The sequence below is a fragment of the Eudoraea sp. genome (assembly GCF_039969275.1).
GTDB lineage: Bacteria > Bacteroidota > Bacteroidia > Flavobacteriales > Flavobacteriaceae > Eudoraea.
The window spans coordinates 362,039-375,091 of the sequence record NZ_JBDVOC010000014.1; the positions used below are offsets into that span (position 1 = coordinate 362,039).

Sequence of the window (13,053 nt, forward strand, 5' to 3'; positions counted from 1 at the left end):
GACTTTTTGCCAAAAAAGCTGATTTATAAAGATTTTTGTCTACCCCATAAAAAAACTCCCATCAAATATAAGTGGGAGTTTAAAATTATAGCAAGATATACTATATTGTTTCTTCTTCTGTCTTATCAATTAGAACTTGCCCGCGGTAATACAATTTACCTTCGTGCCAATGGGCTCTGTGATAAAGATGCATTTCTCCTGTTGTCGGATCCTTTGCAAGAGTTGGCGCTATTGCCTTATAGTGAGTTCTTCTCTTATCTCTTCTTGTTCTGGATATTTTCCTTTTAGGATGTGCCATTTTGTAATCTATTTATCCGTTAGTAATTTTTTTAATGCCTCCCATCTGGGATCTATTTTATTTTTGTCTTTCTTATTCTCTTTTGGTTGCAATTCTTCAAGCTTTTTAAGTGCTTCCGAATTTAATGTCCCGTCTAATACCCCCGGGTGTATACGTTTGGAAGGTACTGATAATACTATCATTTCGTAAACGTATTGCGAAATATTAACCTGATGTTCTCCATGTGGAATAATGAGTATCTCATCATCTTCGTCATTGTAGACGTCCCCAAACTTTACTAAAAGCTTCAAAGAAGCTTTTATTTTTTGATCAAAAGGTTCATTAGTAAGATCGCAATAGAGATTTACAGTACCCTTTGTCCTCATTTCAAGCTCAAGAACTGTTGACATCCTGTCTAATACAATGTGAAGCTTAATCTTCGCATCATTAAATTCATGGTAATCAAAAGATTCAAAGAACGTATTGTCTATTTGATATTCAAACTTGTGTTTCCCTTGTTTTAATCCTGCAAAAGGAATACTGTATTCCTTATTCTTCATCACTTTATACACTAGTTTAAGGCGTGCAAAGATACTTTTTTTTTCTAAAACCCCAATTAAAAAGGAAATATATTTCCCAGGTATTATGTAATAAACTAATGGAGTTATATTAAGTTCATGCTCGTTTGATTTTCTGTTTTTGCAATGGATTTTTCATGAGTTTTTGAAACTCTTTCCTTTTCCTGAAAATATTTATTGCCATAAAAACTGCTTCCTTAAACGAACCGGGATCAGCTTCACCTTTACCCGCTATTTCGTAGGCCGTGCCATGATCAGGAGATGTGCGTACTTTTGAAAGACCCGCAGTAAAATTGACACCCTTCCCAAAAGAAAGCGTTTTAAAGGGGATTAAACCCTGATCGTGATAAGCTGCCAGAATTGCATCAAAGCTCTTATATCCTTCAGATCCAAAAAAACTGTCTGCTGCATAAGGGCCGTATACCAAGTGTCCCTCATCCGATAATTGGCGAATAGCAGGTTTTAATACCTCATCATCCTCTTTGCCAATGACCCCGTTGTCTCCACTATGGGGATTAATCCCCAAAAGGGCAATTTTTGGTTTTCGTATGCCAAAATCCATTTTTAAAGCTTTTTCCATGATCCGGATTTTATTACGTATAAGTTCAGGTGTAATGGCCGCGGGTACATCTTTTACAGCCAGATGATCTGTTAGTAATCCTATCCTTAAGCTCTCAGTAACCATAAACATTAAACTTTCTCCTTCAAGTTCACTCGCCAGATAATCTGTGTGACCCGGGAAGTTAAAATCCCTGGTTTGTATATTGTTTTTATTAATTGGCGCCGTGACAAGTAAATCTATTTCATTCTTTTTTAATGCATTTACCGCTGCCCGAAGCGACTTTAAAGCATAGGTGCCACTTTCTTCAGTAGCTTTTCCATAGTGTATATTTGGAATCTCGTTCCAAACATTAATTACATTAACTTTACCCGTTATTGCCCTTGAAACTTCTTTAATTCCATTGTAGTTAATATTGATTCCGAGATCGTTCTTTTGTTTAGATATGGTTTTGTTTGAAGCAAAAATAATTGGGGTGCAAAAATCCATCATTCTGGGATCCTCAAATGTTTTTAGGACAACTTCACATCCTATACCATTCAAATCGCCAATAGATATCCCAATCCTTATTTTTACCTTTTCCTCCATGTTATCAAACTCTTTATTTCTACTTTTACAGAGCAAAACTACTTATTTTAAACGATACATGTTTACTGGAATAATTGAAACTTTAGGCAAAATATACAGATTGCGAAAAGAAGGAAGTAATCTACACATAACGGTTAGTTCGTTAATTACAGACAAATTAAAAATAGACCAAAGTATATCACACAATGGGGTATGCCTGACGGTTGTTGAAAAAGAAGACCCTTATTATACAGTTACAGCTATTGATGAAACCCTGCAAAAGACCAACCTCTCAGAACTAAAAGAGGGGCAGGTGGTTAACCTGGAACGAGCCATGGTTATGGGCTCGAGACTAGACGGACACCTGGTTCAGGGCCATGTAGACCAAACGGCTGTTTGTAGAAAAATAACCAGAAATGATGGTAGTTGGATGTTTACTTTTGAATACGATCCGAAGCTCAATAATATTACCATAGAAAAGGGATCCATTACCGTAGACGGGGTTAGCTTAACGGTCGTTAATTCTGAAAAGAATGCCTTTAGTGTAGCAATAATTCCCTACACTCATGAAAATACGCGGTTTAAAGAATACGAAATTGGCTCTCTAGTGAATCTGGAGTTCGATGTTATTGGCAAGTACGTAGCCAGGTATCTGGAGTTGCAGTCATGAATACCATGTCTTCATCCTAAATTAGACAGTATTGAGAGTATGCCAAGAACTTTATACCTTAATAAATATTTTGCGCCTGTGCATTACATAAGCTAACAGCAAATAAAACGAAACAACTGTTAGTCCATACAGGAGCGAAGATAACTCAGCCGACATAAAATCGTGAAGGTATATCTTCTTAAACAACCACTGATGAAGTGTGGTTTGTTCATCTATTTTTACGGAATAGAATATTTTGGTCACAAAGCTTGATAAAAAATATACTGTAATCGCATTTGAGCCGGCGTAACGGAAGACACTCCCAAATTTAATTCCTTTTACATCCGTGATATAATAAATTAAAGCCAGCAAAATATTAGCCCATCCCGCAGTGACCAATACAAAGCTGCTAGTCCAAAGAGCCTTGTTAATTGGGAATACAAGATCCCAAATATGCCCAACCAGAACAAGAGCCACCCCTAATACAAATAGTAAAATTTCCTTATTAGTTCTTTTAGACAAGAGTATCAAACCCGTAAATGTGCCCATCAAAGAAGTTGCTATGGAAGGCAGAGTACTTAATAATCCTTCGGGATCATAGTCTTCCTTATACATATGGGATCCTAATACATTAAGGTCAATATAGTTAGCCCAGTTATTGGCTGCCCTGTCAAAAGTTGGCTCCATACCATTAACAGGAATAAAACCCATCCATATCCAATACCCAATTAATATTGTAATGCAAATTCCAAGAAGTATTCTCCAGTTAAAATTTATGAATAAAATTGCCGTAAAAAAGAATACAACCCCAATGCGCTGCAATACGCCCGGAAACCGGATACTTTCAAAATCCTTAAAAAAGGGAAAATGTATTGTAAATGTTCCCAGAAAAAGGCCTAATCCTATCAATTTTAAAGTCCTTACCGTAATTTTCCTGTAGGTAGCCTTTGTAGCCTTTTTGTTGTTATAAGAAAAAGCTATTGAGGTTCCTACTATAAAAAGGAAAAATGGAAAAACAAGATCAGTAGGCGTATATCCATGCCAGTCGGCATGCAAAAAAGGTGCATAAATATTGGACCAGGTGCCTGGTGTGTTTACCAAAATCATTAGTACTATGGTAAGGCCCCGAAAAATATCAACAGATATTATTCTTTCCTTCATAGAACTACAATATATTTTCTTTCATTCGATTCCAGACTTTTGCTAATAAAACCCCCGAAATAATTGCTATTACAGTTAATATGATTGCTGGTTTAGTATCCCCGTAAATCCAATATCCGGTAGCAAACATACAGGTATAAATAAGCACACAACCTAATAGCATTGCTGAAATTCCCTGTGGAACACTCCACTTCTCATTAGGATCGGAAATTACAACCCCATCTGCATTTGCATCTTTAATAATCTTACCCCAGCCGGGCCCTCCTGGCTGAATTTTTTTATAGAAGTCTCTTAACACTGTTTTTGATTCGGGCTGAGTCATAAAAGTAGCGGTCATCCAAATTATTGTAGTTACCAAAACAACAAAAATATACTCTGACCAGTCCGGGAAAACACCGGTATCTGCCGCAAATAAAAATGGCCCCAGGGCTGTAAGCTTAAGAACAATAGATATTATTCCCGAGGCGAACATAGCAGTGATCTCACTCCAGGCATTAATGCGCCACCAAAACCATCTTAAAATAAAAATTAAACCGGTACCGGCACCAAAAACTAAAAGTACTTCAAATAATTGAAGTGCATTTTGTAGCAATAAAGCTAGAAGAGCACTAAGCACCATAAGGCCTACTGTAGACAATCGCCCTACCGCAACCAATCTTTTTTCTGAAGCATTGGGGTTGATCTGCTGTTTGTAAAAATCATAGACTATATAAGATGATCCCCAGTTTAGTTGAGTAGAAATTGTACTCATGTAGGCAGCAATTAAAGACGCTAAAACCAGACCAAGAAGCCCGCTGGGTAATTTAGTTAGCATGGCGGAATACGCCAAGTCATGTCCTAATTTATCATCCGCCACGTTTGGAAAAGCCTCATGAATACTAGCAATATCGGGATAAACCACCAATGAAGCCAAAGCGACAAGAATCCAAGGCCAAGGCCTTAAAGCATAATGCATAATATTAAAGAAAAAGGTAGCACCAATAGCATGATTTTCATCCTTTGCCGCCAGCATTCTTTGCGCAATATAACCTCCACCACCAGGTTCCGCTCCGGGGTACCATGAACTCCACCATTGTACTGCAAGAGGTATAATAAAAAGTGTGATCAAAGCCTGCTTATTGCTGAAATCTGGCAGAATAGAGAGTTTGTCTACCACATTTTCATTGGCCATTAGTGCCTGTATTCCTCCTACTTCGGGTAAATTTACTAAATAATGTGCCGCACCAATTGCACCTCCCATTGCTACAAAAAACAATAAGAAATCTGTATAAACAACACCTTTAAATCCACCTAGTGCACTAAAAGTTACTGTAATTAATCCGGCGCTTATTACCGTCTGCCAGGGTTCCAACCCAAGCATTATTCCCCCTATTTTAATTGCTGCCAGGGTAACTGCAGACATCGTGATTACATTAAAAATAACCCCGAGGTAAACAGCGCGAAATTTTCTTAAAAACCTTGCCGGAGCACCACCATAACGTAATTCATAAAATTCGAGATCGGTATTTACATTAGATTTTCTCCATAGTTTGGCATAGACAAATACTGTTAACAGGCCGGTAATAAGAAAGGCCCACCAGACCCAATTTCCTGAAACGCCGTTCGTCCTTACAATATCAGTCACCAGGTTTGGAGTATCTGTAGAAAATGTGGTTGCCACCATGGAAAGTCCCAATAACCACCATGGCATAGTCCTTCCGGATAAGAAAAATTCTGAGGTATTCTTCCCTGATTTTTTTGAAACAAGAATTCCGATAAGCAGAACAATCGAGAAAAATACAATTATAAACGAGTAGTCTAAAGTGCTTAGTTCCATAGTTTGGTTTTGGTCAAGGCATAAAGATATTATTTTTTAGGATACATTTGTTTTTTGTTTTATAAACCTATAAATCTCTTTAACCTCCTCTATTGGAAATAACCACTACTTCCTGGATATTGGCATTTTCTGCTTCGGTAATTCTGGGGATTTCTAAAGCTGGCCTAAAAGGTATCGCCATTATTATCGTTACCCTTATGGCACTCGCATTCGGAGCCAGAGAATCTACAGGTCTCATTGTACCATTGCTTTTGGTCGGTGATATTTTTGCGGTAATTTATTACAACAGACACGCACAATGGAAATATATTTTGCGCTTTCTACCCTGGATGGTATTAGGACTATTGATAGGGGTCCTGATTGGTAAAGACCTTCCCGAAAAGACATTTAAAATTGGAATGTCGGGTATTATTCTGGTGAGCGTAATGCTTATGTATTGGTGGGATCTGCGCAAATCAAAATCTGTCCCCTCACATTGGGCATTCGGTGGATTTATGGGAGTGATGGCGGGTATTACCACTATGATAGGAAATTTAGCCGGGGCTTTTTCAAATATCTATTTTTTGGCCATGCGACTTCCTAAAAACGTATTTATAGGTACCGCGGCATGGCTGTTTCTAATTATAAATGCCATAAAACTACCTTTTCACATTTTTGTCTGGAAAACTATTAGTTGGGAAACATTGGTGATAGATTTAAAACTAATCCCCGGAATTCTGTTAGGGCTATTTATTGGCGTACGCCTGGTTAAAATTATTCGCGAAAATTTTTACAGGAAATTAATCCTGATTTTAACCGCCATAGGGGCCATTCTCATTCTGTTCCGGTAATAGATAATTTAGCGAGAACAGGGAAATGATCTGAAGGATATCTCAAGTCTTTCGAATCACTCAAAATTGCATATTTAAGAAGCTGAAATCCTGTTTTGGACAGGAAAATATAATCTATTCTTCGTATTATGGGTTCTGAAAAATTAAAGCCATTAAATGTTCCTTCAGGTCCAAAAGCCTTATCCCCGGCAAGCATATGGGCATCCTGCATGGCACTGGAGAGCAATAAAATACTCGGGTGATCCGGCTCCAGGTTAAGGTCGCCTGTTAGTATTACCGGGTAACCCTGCTTATTTAATTCTTCTATTCTTTCTATGATTAAGAATACACTTTCCTTTCTGGCTTCCTCTCCAATATGGTCAAAATGCGTATTGAATACCCAGAAGTTTTGGCTTCCTCCTTTGGATTTAAATAACCCGTAGGTGCAGACCCGTTTTATGGCTGCATCCCATCCTTTGGAGGGTATTTCGGGTGTTTCGGAAAGCCAGAAGGTATTTTCTTCCAGTAACACCAACTTATCGGGATTATAAAAAATTGCCGAAAACTCACCATTTTTAAGTCCGTCTTCTCTTCCCTTACCAATATAATTATAACCGGGCATCCCATTCTTAATTTCCTCCAACTGATGGAGTAAGCCTTCCTGAATTCCAAAAACCTCGGGTTCATAAAAGTTGAGTTGACCAATTAAAAAATCCTTTCTATTATCCCAGCGATTAAGGCTATCAGAAGCCACATCCAAACGGATATTATAGGACATTACGGTAATACTTTGCGCGTTTGAATTTAGTCCTATAAACAAAAACAGCATCAGAAATAAAAGGGTTCTTCGTATCATAATTCAAGTATATTATTGCAAGTGAGGGCTGCTAAAGTTTAATTTCCTCAAGCCATTTTGCACTGCTTCATTATTCATAAATAAATTCCACAACAGGCCCGATCTGTGGTTCTCTATCATTACCGGAATAGGGCCCTGATCTATTGCCAGATACCTGGGCAAATACCAGTTGTACTCATTACTATAGGCGTCATATGGTCCATATATTCCCATAAGTGAATCCTGTTCCGAATACAGTTGTCTTAAAAAATCGATACTTTGTTCCGGAGTATAAGGCATAGAAGATAAAGCAGCGGTGGGTGAAATAACCCCCAGATCATTTGTTGGGCTGTGTCCAGAATAGCCGTCTATTGAATAACTTGAAGTTAGCCCCCATTGATTTGCTCCATAACCCTCAAATCCCTTTGGGTTGTCCAGACAATAGTTATAATGTATAAGTGCATGATTGGTATTTAATTTCCAATAGTCTGCATAAGTATCTTGTAGCCCATTGGGATCCAATCCTAAATAAGAATAATGCGCCCAGAACAAAGGCCCAACCGGTTCATTGCTATACTCATAATGATCCAATTCTGTCTCCAGTCCATAATAGGTAATGTCATCAAGAATATCCCCTGACCTGGCCCATCCATTATCATATACCTTTTTATCAATTCCATGAGTTGGCGAAGCAGCGGCCAGAACATATAGAATAAGACATTCATTATAGCCCCCTATTGGGAAATTCATTTCCCAGCCAAATTGAGGGCTCCAATGCCAATAAAGCACTTCCTCTCCTCCCCTGGTATACCAATCCCATTCAACGTCTTCCCAAAGCTTAATTATCCTCACAGCCAGGTCCTTTTCCAGTGGTTCAGACTCATCCAGATACTCCTTAACCGTAAGCAAACCTTGCACCAAAAAAGCGGTTTCAACCAGATCACCTCCATTATCAGTGGGACTAAAAGGATAGACAGTACCATCCGGATTCAACCAATGCGGCCAGGCTCCATGAAAGCGGTCTGCTCTTTCCAGAAAATCGACGATTTTTATATACCGTTCAATAGCTTCTTCCCTGTTGATAAAACCTCGTTCAATGCCAACAAGGATAGCCATCAATCCAAATCCGGAGCCACCGGATGTTATAATATCTTTTGAATGGTAGGGGTAGCTATTGTCTGTATGAAAACGCTCTCTGGCAAGACCTGAGACTGGTTCTGCGCCTTCCCAGAAATAATTAATGGTCTGTTGCTGAACCATATCCAACAACTCGGAATTCGTAAGAGATACCTGGATCTCTTCATTTAATCCATTTTCCTTATCCTCGATAGATTTTTGATTATTACAGCTTAACATGAGGAATATGCATAGCATGATAGCAGTCCAAGGGATCGTAAGCTTATTTAACATGCAATACTATTTTGGGTTTACATTAGATAAGGTACAAAACTTTTTTTATTGTTTCCTTTGATCGAATGCCGTTAAAAAAGGACGTGAAAATAACTTTTTTTAATTACCTTGTAGTACATAATCTATTAACGTAAAATCTTCATATCAATTCTAGAAAAAGAAATAATGAAATTTAATTTAGCCGAAAAATTAGCCATAGTAAAAGCCATTGATGAGGTTATTCTGGTAGACGGAAAAGTTGATAAACGTGAAATTGACTTCCTTACCCAATTAATGGATATTCTAAAATTTGACCGTGTTCTCATAGAAGAAGCCAGAAAAATTACGGCTAAAGAATGTATACAAGTCCTCAAGGCCATGCCAGACAATAAAAAACACGCGTTAGGAATTATGTTGAGTGAGATGGCCAACGCCGATGGAGAGTTTAATGATGATGAATACCGCCTTATTTTTAATCTTTTACTGGAAGCCGGTATTGATATTGAATCTGCACTTTAACAGGCGGCCTGCTTAACACTTTTAACAAAACGAATCATAAAATTTAAGAATCCCTCTTTCCCCTTTTTATACAGCAATTCCTGCCAGAATATACAACTTTTATACAACTTTCAGGTAATATATATCTCTCTTAGTCTTCCTATTTTTATAGAACTATTTCAGGTTGTGGATTAATTTCAATTACAATCTAAAAATCAAGCCATATAGTAATTTAAATATAGAAGTAAAATCTTTTAAAAAAATTAAAATTATGAAACGGACTTTAATTAGTTTAACATTAGGATTGTTTGTGGTTACGACGATATGGTCTCAGACAACCTATATTACACTTACCGGAGGTTATGCACTGGCTAACCTTGAAGAATCAGATACTAATGCAAACGGGTTTCGTATCAATGGGCTCTTTGAATACAACCCTAACGATGGTGTACTTTCACATGGCTTCTCTATTGGATATATAGGTACCACGGCAAATTCATCAAACGGTCAACAATTAGAATATAAATTGAATAACGTGCCCATGTATTATGCACCTAAATTTACTTTTGGAAGTGGCAACTTTAAACCTTTTGTTAAGGGGGCACTTGGTATGCATTTTTCATCATATAAACGAATAAGTAATCTTGCTGAATTTAAGGATAATGATGTCGGTTTTTATGGAGGCGCTTCAGTGGGCGCTATGTTTTTTATTAGTGATGAATTCTACATTAATCTGGATTATGAATGGGCATATTTGTCTAACAGCTATTACAGTAATGGTTTTATGAATACTTTCAATTTAGGCGTAGGTTACGATTTCTGGTAGCCTAAAGAATATGATCAGAAAAGGTTGTTTATATAGATGTTATTAGTTGATATTTTTTATGCCCTTCAACTCACTCAAAATTTAAATATAATGCCGGATATTCAATTTACCATTAATCCTTCTTTTAATACAGATAAAAACTTAATAGGCGTTTATTCCGTAATAAGGCTTAGATATGCCATGTAACTTCCTTAGATAGGGCTGGAAATGGGTATTCAGTTATTGATGGGTCTTACATCCTCTCTTATTTCATGTCAGCGGAAATGACTGCCATCATATTTTTGACATTTTCGCGCATAATTTCCATAAAATTTGAAGCCTTCGGTTTATTGGAACAAGGCACAAATACAATAGTTGTAATATCAAGACTTTTTAAGCTATTTTTTATGTCCTGGCCGGGTTCACCTTCCCAGAGCATAAAATTGGATACATTGTGATCAAGATTATGTTTAAAGTCATCCCACTGTTTATCATCAGGCATTTCACCCGGTTCCCAATGTTCACTGATAATATCCAAACCATAAGCCTGGGCAAGGTATTGGTATACCGGATGGGAAGCAAACAAGGTCTGTCCTTGTAATTCGTTACCTATTGAAACCATTGATTTGTCGAGTTCTGTTAATTCAGATTTCAATTCATCAAAATTTTCACTTATGGCAGCTTTATGTTTAGGTAATTTTTCAATGAATGCATCCTTAATTGCTTCTGCCTGGCCAAGTGCAATCTTAAAATCCAGCCATGTTGTAAATGCATATCCGTAATGCACATGCTCTCCTGAAGCTCCATGGCTGTGAGTGGACCCTTCTTCAATTTTTATGAAACTTTCAGTAAAGGCCTCTGAGGTATTAACAACTTTAGCTGATGGCAGGCTTACCTTCCCCATCCACTTTGCATAATCGGCACCATTGGCGAGAATTATATCACATGACTGTATATCCTCCAATGATTGGGTAGGCACCCAGTATGCAGGGTCCACATCGTTGGGGATTGGATAAATTAAATCAATAAACTCATCCCCTATTCTTTCGGCAAAATAGTACAAAGGATAATTAACCGTAAAAACCTTTAATTTCTGATCCGGGTTTGTAGCTTTCTGTTTTTTATTGGCATTCTCACAAGCAGATAAAATAAGGGATAATATAAGTAAAACGTTCAGTGATTTTTTCATAGTCCAATTAATTTATAAAATAAAATAACGAATAAAGTCATCAACAAAATAGCCTGTTATTAAATACAGAATTCCTGCAACAACCGTACTCAAAAATACCAGGATTAGCAATTCCAGCCCAAGTATTTCAAATGTCTTGTGTCTGCTGCTCCCCATCGTAAACATCGTATGAATTTCATCTTTCCGGAGTCGAAGTGAGAGTGTAACGATTAAAACAAGAATTAACAAAGTAGCCACTCCAACAAGAACAAAGACCGTATTAAAAATATACTTGATCCTGAATATACTTTGGAGCAAATGCTCAACAACTTTTACAGGGACGACCACCTGGTCAGGCAATTCTCCAGACACAAATCGTCCCCTGAGGATTGTTGAAGATTTCTCATTGTTTGATACAAAAATAAAAGCGGAGACAGGATAACTATCTGTATCCCCATGAAAATGAAAACTATCCATATTCTCGCCATCGATCTCATTGTACATAAAAAGTTTTGCTGTGGTTCTCACATTACTACTGTCACTTTGCATAACAAGGGTAGGATCTTTTAAGTCAACGACATCCTGGTGGCCGTGGCCGAGGCCCATGATGATCCAATTTGTTTTGAGGTCAGTAAAAACTGCTTTATCATCGGCTGATCCTGATGCTTTCAATACACCAACAATTTTCATCTTTAATGGGTAAACTCCTGCCATATCGAAGTAATTCTCAGGTGATGATACTAAGCTGTCACCAGGAGAAAGATTTAATTGCTCTGAAACAGAAGACCCAATGATGCATTCACCTACCAATTGAAGATTTTTTCCTTCTGCTATTTCAAGTTTTCTGAATTCAAAATAGTCAATACTGGTACCAATAATTGGAAAATTACGGGATTTGAAAATTGTTAATAGCGGAATCGAATGGCCCAAATTGGTTTTGTCAAGTTGCTTACCCACCTCCATGTTCAACTGTTCCATTTCCTGCTGCTGGAAATAAATAGCATTAATCACAAGATCGGTTGAACTTCCTTTTGCACCAATAATTAAAGGGAATGCTTCGGCTCGTGCCATCATTTCCTTCTCACTATCTGATATTAACTTTTCTAAGCCGATTGGCAGAAAAATGATAAGTCCGATTGCCGTGACAAGGACCAGCGAACGAAAGCGGTGGTAAACAAGGTAACAATACGCCAGGTAGAGACTCTGTTTCATGATTCAGTCACCTTTTTAAAGTTTTTAAAATCAATCACATTATCAAAACCATCCAGCATTTCATGGTCGTGTGTAACAGTAATTAATGTGGTATTATACTTCCCCACAACGTCAAAAAGTATGTCTTTAATGTTCAGTTTATTGACGGGGTCCAGGTTGCCTGTAGGCTCATCAGCCAGCAAAACTTTTGGTTTATTAATCAAAGCCCTTGCGATAGCAACACGCTGCTTTTCTCCGTGAGACAGTTTTGCAGGGTATTTCTTAATGAGTTTTCCAATGTTTAAGTCTTCCGAAATGTGTTTAGCACGTGAAGAAGCGTCTGCATCCGGTTTTATTATACTGTTAATTCGAAAAGGTAAAAGAATATTGTCTAAAACACTTAAATATGGGACTAGTCTGAAATCCTGGAAGATGAATCCAATGTTTTGAATTCGATAGTTTCTTCTTTCCTTATCCGATTGTGAATTGAGGATGGCATTATTGACAATTACTTCTCCTTTATCGGGAAGTAAGATTCCTGCAATCAAATTCAGCATGGTTGTTTTACCAAATCCACTTGGCCCAATCACGGCTGTTTTACTGCTTTCAGGAAATGTTAGATCGCTGATAAACAGCTCAAAATCTGATTCGGGGTATCTAAATTGAATTTTCTTTAATTGAATCATTTAAGTGATTGATGAATTCAGTAAAACAATGAATAAATTTAAACAATCTTTTGAATCTAATCCGG

14 protein-coding genes are annotated in these 13,053 nt (G+C 37.4%); 4 read left to right on the top strand and 10 right to left on the bottom strand.

Annotated features, from left to right (window positions below):
• Positions 1-100 precede the first annotated feature (100 nt).
• From rpmF to pdxA, 3 genes are all read right to left on the bottom strand, one after another.
• Positions 101-298 carry a 50S ribosomal protein L32 gene (rpmF, locus tag ABJH90_RS13770; RefSeq protein ID WP_348141126.1) on the bottom strand — a complete coding sequence of 66 codons (198 nt, stop codon included), beginning with the start codon at positions 296-298 and terminating at the stop codon, positions 101-103.
• Between the two features lie 8 nt (positions 299-306).
• Positions 307-837 carry a DUF177 domain-containing protein gene (locus tag ABJH90_RS13775; RefSeq protein ID WP_348141124.1) on the bottom strand — a complete coding sequence of 177 codons (531 nt, stop codon included), beginning with the start codon at positions 835-837 and terminating at the stop codon, positions 307-309.
• Between the two features lie 115 nt (positions 838-952).
• Positions 953-2,002 carry a 4-hydroxythreonine-4-phosphate dehydrogenase PdxA gene (pdxA, locus tag ABJH90_RS13780; RefSeq protein WP_348141122.1) on the bottom strand — a complete coding sequence of 350 codons (1,050 nt, stop codon included), beginning with the start codon at positions 2,000-2,002 and terminating at the stop codon, positions 953-955.
• A 58-nt stretch (positions 2,003-2,060) separates the two neighbouring features.
• Here pdxA and ABJH90_RS13785 point away from each other — a divergent pair, with 58 nt between their 5' ends.
• Positions 2,061-2,651, top strand: coding sequence for a riboflavin synthase (locus ABJH90_RS13785; protein WP_348141120.1), 591 nt, complete (start codon positions 2,061-2,063; stop codon positions 2,649-2,651).
• Positions 2,652-2,702: 51 nt separating this feature from the next.
• Here ABJH90_RS13785 and ABJH90_RS13790 read toward each other — a convergent pair whose 3' ends face one another.
• Positions 2,703-3,791 (bottom strand): heparan-alpha-glucosaminide N-acetyltransferase domain-containing protein, encoded by a 1,089-nt coding sequence (locus tag ABJH90_RS13790; protein ID WP_348141118.1) that lies wholly within the window; start codon positions 3,789-3,791, stop codon positions 2,703-2,705.
• A 4-nt stretch (positions 3,792-3,795) separates the two neighbouring features.
• Positions 3,796-5,607, bottom strand: coding sequence for a sodium:solute symporter family protein (locus ABJH90_RS13795; protein WP_348141116.1), 1,812 nt, complete (start codon positions 5,605-5,607; stop codon positions 3,796-3,798).
• Positions 5,608-5,699: 92 nt separating this feature from the next.
• On the opposite strand from ABJH90_RS13795, the gene ABJH90_RS13800 reads away from it, so the two are divergent.
• The gene (locus ABJH90_RS13800; RefSeq protein WP_348141114.1) at positions 5,700-6,437 is read left to right on the top strand and encodes a sulfite exporter TauE/SafE family protein; all 738 of its coding nucleotides are present in this window, start codon (positions 5,700-5,702) and stop codon (positions 6,435-6,437) included.
• Here ABJH90_RS13800 and ABJH90_RS13805 read toward each other — a convergent pair.
• Together ABJH90_RS13805 and ABJH90_RS13810 are read right to left on the bottom strand one after the other, a co-directional pair.
• Positions 6,421-7,272, bottom strand: a complete 852-nt coding sequence (locus ABJH90_RS13805; protein ID WP_348141113.1) for an endonuclease/exonuclease/phosphatase family protein — start codon at positions 7,270-7,272, stop codon at positions 6,421-6,423. The two genes, ABJH90_RS13800 and ABJH90_RS13805, sit on opposite strands and share 17 nt — an antisense overlap.
• A gap of 12 nt (positions 7,273-7,284) precedes the next feature.
• Positions 7,285-8,661, bottom strand: a complete 1,377-nt coding sequence (locus tag ABJH90_RS13810) for a glucoamylase family protein (RefSeq protein WP_348141111.1) — start codon at positions 8,659-8,661, stop codon at positions 7,285-7,287.
• Between the two features lie 165 nt (positions 8,662-8,826).
• Between ABJH90_RS13810 and ABJH90_RS13815 the strand changes: the two genes are divergently transcribed.
• Positions 8,827-9,159 (top strand): TerB family tellurite resistance protein, encoded by a 333-nt coding sequence (locus ABJH90_RS13815; protein ID WP_348141109.1) that lies wholly within the window; start codon positions 8,827-8,829, stop codon positions 9,157-9,159.
• Between the two features lie 250 nt (positions 9,160-9,409).
• A complete protein-coding gene (locus ABJH90_RS13820) occupies positions 9,410-9,964 on the top strand; it encodes an outer membrane beta-barrel protein (RefSeq protein ID WP_348141107.1) in 555 nt (184 codons plus the stop codon).
• Positions 9,965-10,208: 244 nt separating this feature from the next.
• Here ABJH90_RS13820 and ABJH90_RS13825 read toward each other — a convergent pair whose 3' ends face one another.
• The 3 genes from ABJH90_RS13825 to ABJH90_RS13835 are packed head-to-tail and all read right to left on the bottom strand — an operon-like array spanning position 10,209 to position 12,988.
• On the bottom strand, positions 10,209-11,132 hold the full coding sequence (locus ABJH90_RS13825; protein ID WP_348141105.1) for a metal ABC transporter substrate-binding protein: 924 nt from the start codon (positions 11,130-11,132) through the stop codon (positions 10,209-10,211).
• A gap of 12 nt (positions 11,133-11,144) precedes the next feature.
• Complete coding sequence (locus tag ABJH90_RS13830) at positions 11,145-12,323, bottom strand: FtsX-like permease family protein (RefSeq protein WP_348141103.1); 1,179 nt, start codon at positions 12,321-12,323, stop codon at positions 11,145-11,147.
• On the bottom strand, positions 12,320-12,988 hold the full coding sequence (locus ABJH90_RS13835; protein WP_348141101.1) for an ABC transporter ATP-binding protein: 669 nt from the start codon (positions 12,986-12,988) through the stop codon (positions 12,320-12,322). Before ABJH90_RS13835 ends, ABJH90_RS13830 begins: the two co-directional genes overlap by 4 nt.
• Positions 12,989-13,053: the final 65 nt, after the last annotated feature.